The sequence below is a fragment of the Roseovarius sp. ZX-A-9 genome (assembly GCF_028369135.1).
GTDB lineage: Bacteria > Pseudomonadota > Alphaproteobacteria > Rhodobacterales > Rhodobacteraceae > Roseovarius.
The window spans coordinates 154,154-171,355 of record NZ_JAPWHW010000006.1; the positions used below are offsets into that span (position 1 = coordinate 154,154).

At 62.6% G+C, this 17,202-nt stretch carries 14 protein-coding genes; 11 read left to right on the forward strand and 3 right to left on the reverse strand.

Features of this window, described 5'->3' with window-relative positions; translation table 11 throughout:
• Nucleotides 1–18: 18 nt before the first annotated feature.
• On the forward strand, nucleotides 19–657 hold the full coding sequence (locus tag O3306_RS07980) for a HutD/Ves family protein (protein WP_272005432.1): 639 nt from the start codon (nucleotides 19–21) through the stop codon (nucleotides 655–657).
• Here O3306_RS07980 and O3306_RS07985 read toward each other — a convergent pair.
• On the reverse strand, nucleotides 618–1,976 hold the full coding sequence (locus O3306_RS07985) for a formimidoylglutamate deiminase (protein ID WP_272005435.1): 1,359 nt from the start codon (nucleotides 1,974–1,976) through the stop codon (nucleotides 618–620). The genes O3306_RS07980 and O3306_RS07985 overlap by 40 nt on opposite strands.
• Before the next feature lie 86 nt (nucleotides 1,977–2,062).
• On the opposite strand from O3306_RS07985, the gene hutI reads away from it, so the two are divergent.
• The 4 genes from hutI to hutU are packed head-to-tail and all read left to right on the forward strand — an operon-like array spanning nucleotide 2,063 to nucleotide 7,270.
• A complete protein-coding gene (gene hutI / locus O3306_RS07990; protein WP_272005438.1) occupies nucleotides 2,063–3,274 on the forward strand; it encodes an imidazolonepropionase in 1,212 nt (403 codons plus the stop codon).
• A gap of 2 nt (nucleotides 3,275–3,276) precedes the next feature.
• On the forward strand, nucleotides 3,277–4,809 hold the full coding sequence (gene hutH / locus O3306_RS07995) for a histidine ammonia-lyase (protein ID WP_272005574.1): 1,533 nt from the start codon (nucleotides 3,277–3,279) through the stop codon (nucleotides 4,807–4,809).
• Nucleotides 4,806–5,606, forward strand: coding sequence for an N-formylglutamate deformylase (hutG, locus tag O3306_RS08000; RefSeq protein ID WP_272005441.1), 801 nt, complete (start codon nucleotides 4,806–4,808; stop codon nucleotides 5,604–5,606). Before hutH ends, hutG begins: the two co-directional genes overlap by 4 nt.
• Nucleotides 5,603–7,270: a urocanate hydratase gene (gene hutU / locus O3306_RS08005; protein WP_272005444.1), complete on the forward strand. Its 1,668-nt coding sequence runs from the start codon at nucleotides 5,603–5,605 to the stop codon at nucleotides 7,268–7,270. Before hutG ends, hutU begins: the two co-directional genes overlap by 4 nt.
• A gap of 105 nt (nucleotides 7,271–7,375) precedes the next feature.
• On the opposite strand, the gene O3306_RS08010 is transcribed toward hutU, so the two are convergent.
• On the reverse strand, nucleotides 7,376–8,065 hold the full coding sequence (locus tag O3306_RS08010) for a UTRA domain-containing protein (RefSeq protein ID WP_272005447.1): 690 nt from the start codon (nucleotides 8,063–8,065) through the stop codon (nucleotides 7,376–7,378).
• 342 nt (nucleotides 8,066–8,407) lie between these two features.
• On the opposite strand from O3306_RS08010, the gene O3306_RS08015 reads away from it, so the two are divergent.
• The 3 genes from O3306_RS08015 to O3306_RS08025 all read left to right on the forward strand — a co-directional run bounded on the left by O3306_RS08015 (nucleotide 8,408) and on the right by O3306_RS08025 (nucleotide 12,816).
• Nucleotides 8,408–10,588, forward strand: coding sequence for a malate synthase G (locus O3306_RS08015; RefSeq protein WP_272005450.1), 2,181 nt, complete (start codon nucleotides 8,408–8,410; stop codon nucleotides 10,586–10,588).
• Between the two features lie 216 nt (nucleotides 10,589–10,804).
• The gene (locus tag O3306_RS08020; RefSeq protein ID WP_272005452.1) at nucleotides 10,805–11,545 is read left to right on the forward strand and encodes a VPLPA-CTERM sorting domain-containing protein; all 741 of its coding nucleotides are present in this window, start codon (nucleotides 10,805–10,807) and stop codon (nucleotides 11,543–11,545) included.
• Between the two features lie 434 nt (nucleotides 11,546–11,979).
• On the forward strand, nucleotides 11,980–12,816 hold the full coding sequence (locus O3306_RS08025; RefSeq protein WP_272005455.1) for a bifunctional allantoicase/(S)-ureidoglycine aminohydrolase: 837 nt from the start codon (nucleotides 11,980–11,982) through the stop codon (nucleotides 12,814–12,816).
• Between the two features lie 12 nt (nucleotides 12,817–12,828).
• Here the strand turns inward: O3306_RS08025 and bhcR are convergent, their stop codons facing one another.
• Nucleotides 12,829–13,662 (reverse strand): HTH-type transcriptional regulator BhcR, encoded by an 834-nt coding sequence (bhcR, locus tag O3306_RS08030; RefSeq protein WP_272005458.1) that lies wholly within the window; start codon nucleotides 13,660–13,662, stop codon nucleotides 12,829–12,831.
• A 182-nt stretch (nucleotides 13,663–13,844) separates the two neighbouring features.
• On the opposite strand from bhcR, the gene bhcA reads away from it, so the two are divergent.
• Genes bhcA through bhcC form a run of 3 tightly spaced genes read left to right on the forward strand, consistent with a single transcriptional unit; the run spans nucleotide 13,845 to nucleotide 17,194 of the window.
• Nucleotides 13,845–15,035, forward strand: coding sequence for an L-aspartate--glyoxylate aminotransferase BhcA (gene bhcA, locus O3306_RS08035; RefSeq protein ID WP_272005461.1), 1,191 nt, complete (start codon nucleotides 13,845–13,847; stop codon nucleotides 15,033–15,035).
• 18 nt (nucleotides 15,036–15,053) lie between these two features.
• Entirely contained in the window at nucleotides 15,054–16,019 is a 966-nt protein-coding gene (gene bhcB / locus O3306_RS08040) for a beta-hydroxyaspartate dehydratase BhcB (protein WP_272005464.1), read from the forward strand.
• Between the two features lie 11 nt (nucleotides 16,020–16,030).
• Nucleotides 16,031–17,194 (forward strand): 3-hydroxy-D-aspartate aldolase BhcC, encoded by a 1,164-nt coding sequence (bhcC, locus tag O3306_RS08045; RefSeq protein WP_272005467.1) that lies wholly within the window; start codon nucleotides 16,031–16,033, stop codon nucleotides 17,192–17,194.
• Nucleotides 17,195–17,202: the final 8 nt, after the last annotated feature.

Consider the following 17,202-nt stretch of genomic DNA (forward strand, 5'->3'; position numbering starts at 1 on the left):
CGGCGAGAGCTGCGCGTCATGAATCGCCCTGACCGCCCCTTGCTTTATACGATGGAAAGGCCCGCCCCGATGGACATCCTGCGCTGTTCCAACCTGATCGACATTCCTTGGAAAAACGATGGCGGCGTGACCCGCGAGATTGCCACCGCGACGCTTGGCGACCGGATGGCCTGGCGGATCAGCCGGGCGGATGTGGGCCAGGACGGGGCGTTTTCGGATTTCTCGGGCGTGATGCGAATTCTGACCGTGGTCGAGGGCGGTGGCGTCGATCTGGAACATGCGGGCGGTGTTCTGAACGCGCCCCTGTGGGAGCCGGTCCGCTTTGACGGCGGGCTGAGCGTCTATGCAAGGCTGACGGACGGGCCGCTGACCGATCTCAACCTGATGTTCGACCCAGCGATCTGCGCGGGCGAGGTGATCGTGCATCGCGGGCCATCCCGGCCTGCCCTTGCCCCGGTGCAGCCCGGCATGAGGGCGTTTCACGGGCTGGCGGGCGTGCCGGAGATTGATGGTGAGTCACTGGCCCCCGGCGATACCGCATTCGTGGGTGATGCAGGCACCGCGCCGATCCTGCGGGATGGCGACGCGGCGCTGGAAATCCGCATCAGTTATCTGGATCAGAGTGCAGCCATCAAGCTGGCCATCGCGGCGCGGTAGTCGGCCATGATCCGGCCGCGCGCGACATGCCTGCCCTCGCGGACCGCATGACGCCCGGCTGACCACAGATCGGTCACGACATTGTCGCTGGCGGCAAAGGCCAGCCCGTCGAGCAACTGATCGGCGCGCAAGGCACAGAGCGCGGGATCGTTGCTGTCGATGGCCACCAGATCGGCAAGCTGGCCCACGGCAATCTCGCCGGTGCCCCGGCCCAGCGCCTGAGCCCCGCCGCGCGCGGCCCCCGTGTAGAGCGTTTCGCCCACCGACCCTTCGCCTACGACCATCACGTTGCGGGCGAGGTCGCGCAGGCGCTGCGAATATTCCAGCGTGCGCAATTCTTCGGTCAGGGAGATCCGCACGTTGGAATCTGATCCCAGCCCGAACCGGCCCCCGGCCGTCAGGTAGGTGGGGCCGTTGAACGGTCCGTCGCCCAGATTGGCCTCGGTGATCGGGCAAAGCCCTGCGACAGCGCCGGATTTCGCCATGTCCAGCGTCTCGGCCTCGGTCATGTGGGTGGCGTGGATCAGGCACCAATCGGCATTCACCGGGGCGTTGTCCAGCAGCCACTCGACCGGGCGTGCGCCCAGCCATGCCTGTATATCGGTGACTTCCTTGGGTTGCTCGGAGATATGGATATGGATCGGCCCGTCATCATGCGCCGCCAGTGCCGCGCGCAGATCATCGGGCGATGTGGCACGCAGCGAATGCGGCGCGATGCCGACGCGGCAATCGGAGGGCAGCTCTTTCACCGCCGCGCGGGCGCGGGCCACCAGATCGGCGTAGCGTTCGACCGAGTTGCCGAACCGGGCCTGCCCTGACTGAAGCGGCGCCTGCCCTGCCCCGCCATAGGTATAGAGAACCGGCAGATGCGTCAGGCCGATCTGGGTCCGGGCGGCGGCGGCGGCGATGCGCGCAGACAGCTCTCCCAGATCGTCATAGGGTGTGCCGCCGGGCTGGTGGTGCAGGTAGTGGAATTCGCCGACGCTGGCATATCCGGCCTCCTGCATTTCCAGAAACACCAGCGCGGCAATCGCCTCGATCTGCTCAGGCGTCAGCGTTCCGGTAAAGCGGTACATCAGGTCGCGCCATGTCCAGAAGCTGTCTTTGCCGGCCATGCGGAATTCGGTCATGCCGGCCATCGCGCGCTGAAAGCTGTGGCTGTGCAGGTTGGCCAGCGCGGGCAGCAGTGTATCCACGACCGTATCGCCCGGCTGTGGGGTTGCCCCGGTGTCGATGCCGGTCAGACGCCCTGCTTCATGGGTCAGGCGGACATTGTCGGCCCATCCCGACGACAGAAATGCACGCTTTGCAAAGATCATATTTTCGGTCCCTCGCGTTTATGTATAGACATATCTCACATTAAATCGTACAAGAAAAGAGAAATCGACATAGCCGGAGACTCGCAATGACTGACAACAGCCAGATTCTGACCGATCTGTCCGTGGCGACACTGGCCGTGTCGGACACGCCGTATGGTCTGATCGAGGATGCCGCCATCGCGATCACGGACGGCATGATCGCATGGGTCGGTCCCAAGGCCAAGCTGCCGCAGGACCACGCCGCGCTGGCGCAGACATCGCTGGGCGGGCGGCTGGTGACGCCGGGCCTGATTGATTGCCACACCCATATCGTGCATGGCGGCGACCGCGCCGTAGAGTTCGAGATGCGCCTGAACGGCGCCAGCTACGAAGAAGTCGCGCGCGCCGGTGGCGGGATCGTGTCGACCGTGAAAGCCACGCGCGCCGCCAGTGAGGAGGCGCTGATTGCCAGCGCCCTGCCCCGAGTCGATGCGATACTGGCCGAGGGCGCTTGCGTGCTTGAGATCAAATCGGGCTACGGGCTGGACCTTGAGACCGAGCTGCGGATGCTGCGCGCCGCGCGTGCAATTGCCCGGCACCGGCCAGTACGCGTCACCACCAGTTTCCTGGGCGCACATGCGGTGCCTGCCGAATTCAGCGGCGATGCAGATGCCTATATCGACGATATTTGCATCCCCGCCCTGCGCGCTGCCCATGCCGAAGGGTTGGTGGACGCAGTTGACGGGTTCTGTGAGGGCATCGCCTTCCAACCGGCGCAGATCGCGCGGGTCTTTGACGTGGCGGCAGAGCTGGGCCTGCCGGTGAAACTGCATGCAGAGCAACTGTCCAACCTGGGCGGTGCAAAACTGGCGGCCAGCTATGGCGCGATGTCGGCGGATCATATCGAATATCTCGACGAGGATGGCGTGGCCGCGATGGCCGAGGCCGGCACCGTTGGCGTGGTACTGCCCGGCGCGTTCTACACCCTGCGCGAAACGCAGATGCCGCCCATCGCCGCGCTGCGCAAACACGGCGTGCCGATGGCGCTGGCCACCGACTGCAACCCCGGATCGTCGCCGATGACATCGCTCTTGCTGACCATGAACATGGCCTGCACCCTGTTCCGCATGACACCCGAAGAGGCGCTGGCGGGCGTCACGCGCCACGCTGCCGCGGCCCTGCGGCTGGACGATTGCGGGCGCATCGCTCCCGGCCTGCGCGCCGATCTGGCGGTGTGGGACGTGGCGCACCCTGCCGAACTGGCGTACCGTATCGGCTATAACCCCCTTCACTCCCGCATTTTCGGAGGCAAATCGTGACGATCCTGACCCTCACCCCCGGTGCAGTGACGCTGGCCGATCTTGCAAATATCTATTGGAACGAAGCGTCTGTGCGCCTTGATCCGTCGTGCCACGCCGCGATCGAACTGGCGCATGACCGCATCGCGCAGGCCGTCGCAGGCACCGATGCGGTTTACGGTGTGAATACCGGGTTCGGCAAACTGGCCAGCGTCAAGATCGCATCCGAAGATACCGCCGCGTTGCAACGCAACCTGATCCTGTCGCATTGCTGCGGCGTAGGCCCCGCGATCCCGCGCCGCCACGCGCGGCTGCTGATGGCGCTGAAACTGCTCAGCCTCGGGCGCGGCGCCTCGGGTGTGCGGCTGGAGCTGGTGCATCTGCTGGAAGGGATGCTGGCCAAGGGCGTGACGCCCGTCATCCCGGCGCAGGGGTCGGTCGGGGCGTCGGGTGATCTGGCACCGCTGGCCCATATGGCCGCGGTGATGATGGGCCATGCCGAGGCCGAATTCGGCGGAAAAGTGATGCCGGGTGCCGATGCACTGGCAGCGGCGGGCCTGACGCCGGTGGCGCTTGGCCCCAAGGAAGGGCTGGCCCTGATCAACGGCACGCAATTCTCGACCGCTTTCGCGTTGGCCGGGCTTTTTGGCGCATGGCGCGCGGCGCATTCGGCGCTGATCACATCGGCGCTGAGCACTGACGCGATCATGGGTTCCACCGCACCCTTGCAGCCCGAGATCCACGCCTTGCGCGGCCATGCGGGCCAGATCGAGGCCGGGGCAACGATGCGCGCGCTGCTGGACGGCTCTGAAATCCGCGAAAGCCACGTGGTGGATGACGCCCGCGTGCAGGACCCCTATTGCATCCGCTGCCAGCCGCAGGTGACGGGTGCTGCGATGGACGTGCTGCGCATGGCCGCCCGCACGCTGGAAGTGGAGGCGAACGCCGCCACTGACAACCCGCTGGTGCTGGTGGGGGCCGACCTGATCGTTTCGGGGGGCAATTTCCACGCCGAGCCGGTGGGCTTTGCCGCCGACATGATCGCGCTGGCGATCGCCGAAATCGGCGCGATTGCGCAGCGGCGCGTGGCGTTGATTGTCGATCCGGTGCTCAGCTTCAACCTGCCGCCGTTCCTGACGCCCAATCCGGGCCTGAACAGCGGTTATATGATCGCGGAAGTGACCACCGCCGCATTGATGAGCGAGAACAAGCATCTGGCCAACCCTTGCGTCACCGACAGCACGCCGACATCCGCCAACCAGGAGGACCATGTCAGCATGGCCGCACATGGCGCGCGGCGTCTGGGGCAGATGGTCGAGAACCTGGAGCGCATCCTCGGGGTGGAGCTGCTCTGCGCCGCGCAGGGCATCGAGTTTCGCGCGCCGCTGAAAACCAGCGAGACATTGCAGCGCGTCGTGGCGCGTGTGCGCGAGGATGTCGCGACCCTGGGCGAAGATCGCTATCTGGCGCCCGATCTGGAGCGCGCCGCCACCATCATCGCCAGCGGGGCCATCGTGGCTGCCGCCGGGATCACAATGCCGGAGATTTCTGCATGAACGCGATTGAAGTGAACCAGGGCGACAGCCCGATTGTTCTGGGCCTGCCGCATACCGGAACCCATATTCCCGATGTGGTCTCCGCCAAGCTGAATGCACGTGGCAAGGGGCTGGATGATACCGACTGGCATATCCACGAGCTTTACGACGGGCTGCTGGAAGGTGCGACGACCGTACGCGCCATGTTCCACCGCTATGTCATCGATGCCAATCGCGACCCGTCGGGCGCGTCGCTCTATCCCGGACAGAACACCACCGGGCTGGTACCGCTGACCGATTTCGACGGCAATGACATCTGGGACAGGCCGCCCAGCGACAGCGAAATCGAAGAACGCCGCCTGACCTTCCACGCACCGTACCATGCGGCGCTTGAGGCTGAACTGGCGCGGGTGCGCGACATTCACGGCGTGGCGATCTTGTACGATTGCCACTCGATCAGGTCGGTTATCCCCTATCTTTTCGAAGGCACCTTGCCGGGTTTCAACATTGGCACCAATCTGGGGACAACCTGCGATCCGGCCATCGAAAGCGCCGTGGCCGAGATATGTGCCGGGGCGAAGGGCTACAGCTCGGTGATCAACGGGCGGTTCAAGGGCGGCTGGACCACCCGCCACTATGGCCAGCCCGGCAGCGGCATCCACGCGATCCAGATGGAGCTGGCGCAATCAACCTACCTCACGGATGAGGCGGCCCCCTGGGAATATGACGCCGCCAAGGCCGCGCGGCTGCGCCCGATCCTGAAGCAGATCCTGACAAAACTGGCCGACATGGCCCCTACCCTTGGAGGCAACACATGAGCGATCCCCGCAAGAACACCCGTGACATCTATCCCGCGACCGGAAGCGAGATCACGGCCAAGAGTTGGCTGACCGAGGCGCCGATGCGGATGCTGATGAACAACCTGCACCCTGACGTGGCCGAGAACCCGCATGAGCTGGTGGTTTATGGCGGCATCGGGCGGGCGGCACGCACCTGGAACGACTTTGACAAGATCGTGGCCAGCCTGAAAGACCTCGAAGAGGACCAGACGCTGCTGGTGCAGTCGGGCAAGCCCGTGGGCGTATTCCAGACCCACAAGGACGCGCCGCGCGTGCTGATTGCCAACTCCAACCTCGTGCCGCATTGGGCGAACTGGGACCATTTCAACGAGCTCGATAAAAAGGGTTTGGCGATGTACGGCCAGATGACGGCCGGATCGTGGATTTACATTGGTTCCCAAGGCATTGTGCAGGGAACTTACGAGACATTCGTCGAGGCGGGCCGCCAGCATTACGGTGGCGATCTGACCGGCAAATGGATCCTCACGGGCGGTCTGGGCGGCATGGGCGGCGCACAGCCGCTGGCCGCCGTGATGGCCGGTGCGTGCTGTCTGGCGGTTGAATGCAACCCTGACAGCATCGACTTCCGTTTGCGCACGAAATACGTCGACGAAAAGACCGAAAGCCTTGATGAAGCACTGGAAATGATCGACCGCTGGACCAAGGCCGGTGAGGCAAAGTCAGTCGCTTTGCTGGGCAATGCCGCCGATGTGTTCCCCGAACTGGTCAAGCGCGGCGTGCGCCCCGATATCGTCACGGACCAGACCAGCGCACATGACCCGATCAACGGCTACCTGCCGCAGGGCTGGACGATGGCGGAATGGCGCGGCAAGCGCGAAAGCGACCCCAAGGCCGTGGAAAAGGCCGCCCGCGCCAGCATGAAGGTGCAGGTCAAGGCGATGGTGGATTTCCACGCCGCTGGCATCCCCACGGTCGATTATGGCAACAATATCCGTCAGATGGCGCTGGAAGAAGGGCTGGAAAACGCCTTTGATTTCCCCGGTTTCGTACCCGCCTACATTCGCCCGCTGTTCTGCCGGGGCATCGGCCCGTTCCGCTGGGCCGCCCTGTCGGGCGATCCAGAGGATATCTACAAGACCGACGCCAAGGTGAAGGAAATCCTGTCCGAGGACAGCCACCTGCACAACTGGCTGGACATGGCACGCGAGCGCATTGCGTTTCAGGGCCTGCCCGCGCGGATCTGCTGGGTCGGTCTGGGCGTGCGTCACAAGCTGGGGCTGGCCTTCAACGAGATGGTGCGCACCGGCGAGCTGAGCGCACCGATCGTGATTGGCCGCGACCATCTGGACAGCGGCTCGGTCGCCTCGCCCAACCGCGAGACGGAAGCGATGAAGGATGGCTCGGACGCGGTCAGCGACTGGCCACTGCTGAATGCGCTGCTCAACACTGCCAGCGGGGCCACATGGGTGTCATTGCACCACGGTGGCGGTGTCGGCATGGGCTTCAGCCAGCATTCTGGCATGGTGATCTGCTGTGACGGGACCGAGGATGCAGACCGGCGCATCGCGCGGGTTCTGTGGAACGATCCGGCCACCGGTGTCATGCGCCATGCCGATGCGGGCTATGACATCGCGCTGGATTGCGCGCGGGAAAACGGGCTGAACCTGCCCGGCATCCTGTAACATCATCCCTAGCGCCGCTGCCCCGATCCGGGCGGCGGCGTTTTTTTATGGCTCGCCCCCAGAGATTTTCTTGAGAACGCGGAATATGGGATTGCGCGGAACGCCCTAGTAGCGCGTGGTCAGGCGGTGGCCGGGGCGGTAGGTGAGCCGGACATAGGTCAGCGCCTGCCCTTCCCACCAGGTCGAACGTTCGACCGTGAAAACCGGGTCGCCGAGACTGCAACTGAGATGGTCCGCGATGTTCTTGTCCGCCAGTGCGGCGGAAAAGCTGATTTCCGCATCCGAGAACGGGATCGTCGAGACCAGCCATTCATTGGGGCCCGTCGTGGTGAAATCAGCCGTTTCCGCGTCCGGCAGGGCATCGAGACTGATCCAGCGATCCTCGTGCTGGTAGGGATCGCCGTCGGCGTAATGCATGCAGACCAGATGCAGCGACCGCCCCCCTGATTGCAGCTTGAGCCGTCCGCGCAGCCAGGCGGGCACATCCTCGACGATCTGGCTGACCAGGGAATAGCGGTATTCGGCGCCTTTCTCCTCGATTTCGCAGCGGACGATGGGAATGTCGAAACGCGCCTGCCGCAAGGGAGCCATGCGCACGCGGGTTCCTGCCTTGCGGCGCCGCTCGATGATCCCTTCATCGGCCAGTTCGCGCATCGCCCGGTTCACAGTGGCGCGCGCGCAGCCGTAGGTTTCGGCCAGTTCGACCTCGTTGGGCACAAGGCTGCCCGGTTGCCATTCACCCTTGGTGATCTTTGACAGGATGTCCGATTTCACATCCCTGTAGGTCGATGTCATGCCTTGGCACCCTTTTTTCAGGATTAACGCTAAGCATAACGCTTTATACACTAGGTGTATAGGCGAGCGGGTGCTGCGTCAGTTTGCGGTGCAGCGGGCGTTCTCCATCGCGATGGCTTCGTTTTGGGATTGCGGAACAACGTCACCGAAACCGGGCCTTGCCCGGCCGGAGAGCGTTATTTTCAAATTTTGTTTGAAAGTCCTATCCAAGTTTCTGACCATCCAAATGAGTACCCCGGCGGGATTTGCCATTCAAGCCAGCGCGAAAATGCGGTATACCACCGCATGCGGTACTTGAGAGCACCGCCACTCTCACCCCCTTCATCGTTTGAGGAGAGACTCATGCCGTCCAGTCAGCCCACCCCCGAGCGCGTCATTCGCAACGATCTTCAGATTTCACCTGAGTTGGTCGCCTTCATCGAGACCGAAGCCCTGCCCGGATCGGGTGTCGCGCCCGATACGTTCTGGGCCGGGCTGGCAGACCTGATTCACGATTTCGGTCCCCGCAACGCCGCTTTGCTGGAAAAGCGCGCCACATTGCAGGAAGCAATCGACAAATGGCATCGCGACCGGCGGAACCAGCCGCATGACGGCACCGCCTACAAGGCATTTCTGAGCGAGATCGGCTATCTGCTGCCCGAGGGGGATGATTTTAAGATCGAAACCGCGAATGTCGATCCCGAGATCGCGCAGGTTGCAGGGCCGCAACTGGTTGTGCCCAGCACCAATGCACGCTTCGTGCTGAACGCTGCGAACGCGCGCTGGGGCAGCCTGTATGACGGGTTTTACGGCACCGATGCGATGGGCTCGGTGCCGCCCTCTGGCGGGTTCGACACTGGCCGCGGCGCCCGCGTCGTCGCCCGCGCCGCGGTCTTTCTGGACGAGGCGTTTCCATTGCGCGACACCAGCCACGGCAAGGCGGTGCAATACGCGGTGCGCGATGGGAAGCTGAAGGTTGACGGCTCTGCCCTGATCGATCCGGAAAAATTCATCGGCTATCGCGGCCCGGCCGACGCCCCCAGCGCGGTATTGCTGCGCAATAACGGGCTGCATGTCGAACTTTGCTTTGACCGCGACCACCCGATCGGGCGCGAAACGCCCTCGGGGCTGGCCGATGTCATCCTGGAATCCGCCATGTCGGCGATCGTCGATTGCGAGGATTCCGTGGCCTGCGTCGATGCCGAGGACAAGGTGGTGGCATATCGCAACTGGCTGGGCCTGATGAAAGGCGATCTGACCGAAAGCTTTGACAAGGGGGGCCGGACGGTCACGCGCGTGCTCAGCCCCGACCGCAGCTATACCGGCGCGGATGGCGGTGAAATCACGCTCAAGGGGCGCGCACTGCTGCTGGTGCGCAATGTCGGCCACCTGATGACCAACCCGGCGATCCTGGATCGCAACGGCAACGAGGCGTATGAGGGGCTGCTTGATGCGATGATCACCACGCTGATCGCAATGCACGACCTGAACAAATCGACCGGCCCGCGCAATTCGCACACCGGCTCGGTCTATGTGGTCAAGCCCAAGATGCACGGCCCCGAAGAAGTCGCCTTTGCCGACGAGATCTTTGCCCATGTCGAAACCGTGCTGGGCCTGCCCGCGCACACGGTCAAGCTGGGCATCATGGACGAAGAGCGCCGCACCAGCGTCAACCTCAAGGAATGCATCCGCGCCGCCCGGCACCGGGTCTGCTTCATCAATACCGGGTTCCTGGATCGGACCGGCGACGAGATCCACACTTCGATGGAGGCCGGGCCGTTCAGCCGCAAGGATTTCATCAAGCGCAAGGGCTGGATCACCGCCTATGAGAACCAGAACGTCGATATCGGGCTGGAATGCGGCCTGTCGGGCAAGGCCCAGATCGGCAAGGGCATGTGGGCCATGCCCGACCGCATGGCCGCGATGATCGAAACCAAGATCGAACACCCCAAGGCGGGGGCAAATTGCGCCTGGGTGCCCAGCCCCACCGCCGCGACCCTGCATGCGCTGCACTACCACAAGGTAGATGTGTTCGCGGTGCAGGCCGATCTGGCCAGGCAGGGCCGCCGCGCCTATGTCGAGGCGTTGCTGGATATCCCGGTGGCGCAGTACCGCAAATGGACCAAGGCGCAGATCACCCGCGAGGTCGAGAACAACGCGCAGGGCATTCTGGGCTACGTGGTGCGCTGGATCGATCAGGGCGTGGGCTGTTCCAAGGTGCCCGACATCAACGATGTGGGGCTGATGGAGGACCGCGCGACCTGCAGGATCTCGGCCCAGCATATTGCCAACTGGCTGCATCACGCGGTGGTCAGCCGCGACGAGGTCATGGCGATCATGCGCCGGATGGCCGAGGTCGTGGACAAGCAGAACGCCGGTGATCCGAACTATCGGCCGATGGCGCCGGGATTTGACGGAATCGCCTTTCAGGCGGCTTGCGATCTGGTTCTGGGAGGCACCAAAGACCCGTCCGGCTATACCGAACCGACCCTGCACGCCCGGCGGCTGGAAGTGAAAGCAGCCGCGCGGCAGTCGGCCAGTTAAGCCGCCCAAATCCGGCGCGGGTGGCCCCGAGGAAGTCACCAGGGGCCGGGCGCGCCGGAGGTCTGTTTTGCGGGACAAACCTGCCATCCTGCCTAGCAAACTGAGCGTCTGCTTTCGTGCTCAATCATCGGGATAAAATCGAGAAACCCCGAGCAACTCCGCTTTCGAAATTAGGAATCGACTTCCGCTCGAGCATAAATACCGGTGGAGCAAAGAATGCCCGTATTTCGGCACACGTACCTCGGCAGGCTTGATTCGAGAACAAAACTGCGACAACATGCTATTTATTCCTTTTTCCTTAAGAGTGTGCTGTTGAAATTGCATTTGGAGACTATTTCCATGAAACCAATTATTCTTTCCATTCTGACCAGTTTGCTCGCGATCCCTGCCCATGCCGCGACATATACATATGATTTCACCGCGGCGTTCGAATCGCGGAGCGGGACGAACGCCGCGAGCACGATTGTTGACACGGCGGCAGGGTTCTCGACACTCAGCGGCACGTTGGTGCTGGACGATACCTTGGTGTCGGCGGCAGCGACTTCTGCAACATACGGTCCTGCCAGCATCACGATCAACGAATTTGCGATCGGTGCTGCTGGGACGCTGGACGGTACCCGGGTCGACAACATTGGTGGTTTTGATCAGTTTGTAGGGTTGAACGATGTCCCTTCTGATGGGCAATACTATGACCGTATTAGCTTTATAATCCGGGATTCCACCGCGGCGGCCTTTTCATCCACCGTCTTCCCTAACCCGCTGGTTCTCGCGGATTTCGACGCGCCGACCATGTTATTCACGTCATCTACGACTGCTAGTGCGCGCGAACGTATCGACTTTCGTTTTACCGATCTGACGGTGCGCGCGCCTTCGGCCGTACCATTGCCTGCGGGCCTGCCTTTGCTATTGGGTGGCATGGGACTTTTGGCCTTGGTTCGGCGTCGCAAAAGCAGCTGATCCTGCTCTCTGACTAAACCTCGTCTCTTGCAAGAGGCTGACGAATCTTTTGTGCATTTGCGCAGAACGAGGGTTGTCCGCCATAAAGAGCATTCAAAGCCTTATGGCCGACATAAGCGCTTCTGTGGCTGTGTTGTCCTGCGCCTGAGCCGAACGGAATATGTGAAGTTGGATTGTCTTTAAAGCTGACATTCGTGAAACTGCAGCATTGGTCGCCTTGCGCTCGCAGCGGTCATTGCCTTCCGCCCCTCGGGATCACTCATCTGAGCCACGAACGGCAATGGGCTGCGGCCTTCCAGCCCTTTCTTCCGCCGCGCTTGAATATCGAAGTTTTTATCAAAATTTCGCGAAAGGTTCTATCTGGGCAATCGCCGTGGCACCGGAATCGCGCGCATCCTATAGTTGGAGTGACTTCATCAAGGCGAGCGTGACCCATGGCACCAAATTATTTTGCGCCCAAGGGCGGACATCCCGGGCAGGAACAGCTTTTGACGGACCGGGCAGTGTTTACCGATGCCTATGCCGTGATCCCCAAGGGGACGATGCGCGATATCACCACCAGTTTCCTGCCCTTCTGGGATGACACGCGGCTTTGGGTTCTGTCCCGCCCGCTCAGCGGGTTTGCCGAAACGTTTTCGCAATACATCATGGAAGTGGCTCCGGGCGGCGGCTCGGACCGGCCCGAGACTGATCCCGGCGCCGAGGGCGTGCTGTTCGTGGTCGAAGGCAGCGCGACGCTGACCGTGGATGGCGCGACGCATGAAATGACACCGGGTGGCTATGCCTATCTGCCGCCCGCCAGCGGCTGGACGCTGCGCAACACCGGCGATGAGGTGCTGCGGTTCCACTGGATCCGAAAGGCATATGAGGCGGTTGATGGCCTGCCCATGCCAGAGGTTATCGTGACCAACGAGACCGAGGTCGCACCGACCGAGATGCCCGGCACGGATGGCAAATGGGCAACGACGCGGTTTGTCGATCCTGCCGATCTGCGCCACGACATGCATGTGACCATCGTCACGTTCGAGCCGGGCGCGGTCATCCCGTTTCTGGAAACCCACGTGATGGAGCACGGGCTGTATGTGCTGGAGGGCAAGGCGGTTTACCGGCTGAACTCCGATTGGGTCGAGGTCGAGGCCGGCGATTACATGTGGTTGCGCGCCTTCTGCCCGCAGGCTTGCTATGCGGGCGGGCCCGGCAAGTTCCGCTATCTGCTCTACAAGGATGTGAACCGGCATATGGCACTGCGCCCGGCGGGCGTTGCGGGCTAAAGCCGCGACCGGCTACGATCCGCCGCCGATCGCCACGGTCAGGTCATTGGCGGCGGCAACCACGGCCCGCGCGAGGTCCGCGATCTGGTCCGTGCCGATGCGCGATGTCGGGCCGGAGACCGAAATGCCCGCAACCGGCTCCTTGTGGATGTCAAAGACCGGTGCCGCGATACAGCGCATACCCAGATTGCGCTCTTCCCCGTCGATCGAATAGCCCCGTTCCCGGATGGCGCGCAGATCGGCCATCAGTGCCTCGGGCGTGACCAGCGTGAATTCGGTGAATTGCTCCAGCGGCGCGGCCGCCAGAAACCTTTCGATCCGGGGGGCATCCATTTCCGCAAGCAGCGCCTTGCCGATCCCGGAGGCGTGCATGCGTGTCAGCGTACCGGGCGGGAAGAACGCGCGGATGCTGGCATGGGTTTCGACCTGGCTGACAAACAGCACATGACCATGCTGGGCGATCCCGAGATTCGCGGTCTCGCCGGTTTCCTCCATCAACGCGCGCAGGATCGGGCGGGCGCGTTCCACTACGCTGGTGCGGCGCAGGAAACGCGCACCGATCACGAAGGCGCGCGGCCCGACATGCCAGACCTGATCCACCTGGTCGAACTCGACCAGCCCCCGCCCCTCCAGCGTGATCAGGATGCGGTAAATGGTGGCTGGTGACTGCCCCAAATCGCTGGCCAGGGTCGTCAGCGCCTTGCCCGGGCCTTCGCTGAGATACTCCAGCACCTCCATCGCGCGGTCCAGAGACTTGATGGTGTTCTGGGCCGTCTTGTCATGCCAGTCGCGGGGCCGACCGCGCGCCCGCCGGGGGCTTTTTTCGGGAGTATCCTGCGATTTCATGAGATGCATCTTTGTCCACGTGAAAATCTAAATCACCATATGAAAAATACAACGCACTGACAATGCTTGATTTTTCAATTTTTCAATTTTTCGAAAAACGATTTCAAAAAAGTATCGTCAGATGTGCCGAGCAAATACAAAGGGGTCAGAGGTCATCAACCCGAGGTCAACAGGAGACAACAATGAGCTTTCAGAACCCCACATTCATCCCCGGTCCCACCAACATGCCCGAAGCCCTGCGCCGGGCCTGCGACATGCCGACCATCGACCACCGCTCGCCCGTTTTCGGCAAGCTCCTGCATCCCTGCCTTGACGGTGTGCGCCGGGTTATGAAATCCGACAATGCCAAGATCTTCATCTTCCCTTCCACCGGCACCGGCGGTTGGGAAACCGCGATCAGCAACACGCTTAGCAAGGGTGACGGCGTTCTGGCGGCGCGCAACGGCATGTTCAGTCACCGCTGGATCGACATGTGCCAGCGTCACGGGCTGAATGTTCAGGTCATCGAAACCCCCTGGGGTCAGGGCCTGCCCGCCGACCGCTACGAGGAAATCCTGCGCGCCGATACCGCCCATCAGATCAAGGTCGTGCTGGCCACGCATAACGAAACCGCCACCGGCGTGAAATCCGACATCGCGGCCATTCGCCGGGCGCTGGACGCCGCCAGCCATCCGGCGCTGCTGTTCGTGGACGGTGTCAGCTCGATCGGGTCGATGGATTTCCGGTTTGACGAATGGGGTGTCGATATCGCCGTCACCGGCAGCCAGAAGGGTTTCATGTTGCCGCCGGGGCTTGCGATCATCGGTTTCTCGGACAAGGCCATCGCCGCCTCCAAAACCGCCGATCTGCCGCGCACCTTCTTTGATATCAATGACATGCAGAGTGGCTACAACGCCAACGCATACCCCTACACGCCCCCTGCCGGGCTGATGAACGGGCTCAAGCTGTCGCTGGAGATGCTGCTGGACGAAGGGCTGGAAAACGTCTTTGCCCGTCATGCCCGGATCGCCTCAGGCGTGCGCGCCGCCGTCGATGCCTGGGGGCTGGAGCTTTGCGCCGTGTCGCCTGACACCTATTCCGATACCGTCAGCGCCGTCCGCACGCCCGAAGGGTTCAACGCAACCGATATCGTGACCCATGCCAGCAATGTCTACGGCGTTGCCCTTGGCGGGGGCCTGGGCGAATTGGCCGGCAAGGCGTTCCGCATCGGCCACCTGGGCAGCCTGACGGATGTGATGATGCTGAGCGGACTGGCCACGGCAGAGATGTGCATGGTCGATCTCGGGCTGGATATCACGCTGGGCTCCGGCGTTGCCGCAGCGCAGGAATACTACCGAAACAATCGCGTGGTTGCCCTGCAGAGAGCAGCCTGAAAAAGGGAGCGAGGTCAGATGTATATTCCCACCTTCGAAGACATGAAGGCGGCGCATGAACGGGTCAAACCCCATATTCATCGCACCCCCGTTCTGACCTCGTCCTATCTCGACGAATTGACTGGCGCGCAGTTGTTCTTCAAATGCGAGAACTTCCAGAAAGCGGCGGCGTTCAAGGTCAGGGGCGCGTGCAACGCCGTCTTTGGCCTGTCCGACGCGGATGCGGCCAAAGGCGTGTGCACCCACAGTTCGGGCAATCACGCGCTGTCGCTCAGCTATGCGGCGGGCCGGCGGGGAATCCCGTGCAACGTGGTCATGCCACGCACCGCGCCGCAGGCCAAGAAGGATGCCGTCAGGGGCTATGGCGGCAAAATCACCGAGTGCGAGCCATCGACCAGCAGCCGCGAGGCAGTGTTTGCCGAAGTGCAGGCCGCGACCGGAGGGGATTTCGTGCATCCCTATAACGATCCGCGGGTGATCGCCGGGCAAGGCACCTGCAGCCGCGAATTGCTGGAGCAGGTGCAGGCGGATCACGGTGGTGGGCTCGACATGGTGGTGGCCCCGATCGGTGGCGGTGGCATGATCTCGGGCACCTGCCTGACCCTGTCGAACATCGCCCCCGAGGTGCAGATCATCGCGGCCGAGCCCGAGCAGGCAGATGACGCCTGTCGCAGCTTCAAGGCGGGCCATATCATTGCCGATGATGCGCCCGACACCGTCGCCGACGGGCTGAAGGTGCCGCTGAAGGAACTGACATGGCATTTTGTCTCGAACCACGTGACGGATATTCTGACCGCCAGCGAGGACGAGATCATCGATGCGATGAAACTGATCTGGAAGCGGATGAAGATCGTCATGGAAGCCAGCAGCGCCGTGCCGCTGGCGACCGTACTGAAAAACAAGGACCGGTTCGCGGGCAAGCGCGTCGGTATCATCGTCACGGGCGGCAATGTCGATCTAGACCTGCTGCCGTGGCTCAAGTGAGGGAAAAGACCATGAATGCATCTGTAGATTTTTCGAAGTTCGAAGTCGGCTATGACATTCCGGCCGTTCCCGGCATGGACGAGGCCGATATCCAGACGCCCTGCCTGGTGCTGGATCTGGATGCGCTGGAGCGCAACATCAAGAAAATGGGCGACTATGCCAAGGCGCATGGCATGCGTCACCGCGCCCATGGCAAGATGCACAAGTCGGTTGACGTGCTGAAGCTGCAACAGGAATTGGGCGCCGCCTGTGGCGTGTGCTGTCAGAAGGTTTCCGAGGCAGAGGTGTTCGTGCGCGGCGGCATCAAGGATGTGATGGTGTCCAACCAGGTGACCGAACCGGCCAAGATCGACCGGCTGGCCCGCCTGCCCAAGAGGGGCGCGCGCATTCTGGTCTGTGTCGATGACCCCGAGAACGTCAAGGCGCTGTCCGAGGCGGCGGTGAAACATGGCACCGAACTGGAGGCGCTGGTCGAGATCGATTGCGGCGCCGGGCGCTGCGGTGTGAGCACCACGCAGGACGTCGTGAACATCGCCAAGCTGATCGACGCGGCACCGAACCTGAAATTCGCAGGTATTCAGGCCTACCAGGGCGCGATGCAGCACATGGACCTTTATGCCGACCGAAAGGAAAAGCTGGATGCGGCCATCGCGCAGGTCGCCGAGGCGGTTCAGGGGCTGAAAAGCAACGGGCTGGAATGCGATATCGTGGGCGGCGGCGGCACCGGCTCGTATTATTTCGAGAGCGGTTCGAACGTCTATAACGAGCTTCAATGCGGCTCTTACGCCTTCATGGATGCCGATTACGGTCGTATCCTGGACAAGGATGGCAAGCGGATCGACGACGGCGAGTGGGAAAACGCGCTGTTCATCCTGACCACGGTGATGAGCCATGCCAAGGCCGACAAGGCGATTGTCGATGCCGGGCTCAAGGCGCAGTCGGTCGATAGCGGGCTGCCTTTCATCTTTGGCCGCACTGATGTCGAATACGTGAAATGTTCGGACGAACATGGCGTGGTTGCTGATCCCGATGGCGCGCTGGCGGTGAATGACAAGCTCCGGCTGGTTCCCGGTCACTGCGATCCGACCTGCAACGTGCATGACTGGTACGTGGGCGTTCGGAACGGCAAGGTCGAAACCGTCTGGCCCGTCTCGGCCCGCGGCAAGGCCTACTGAGCAAGAGC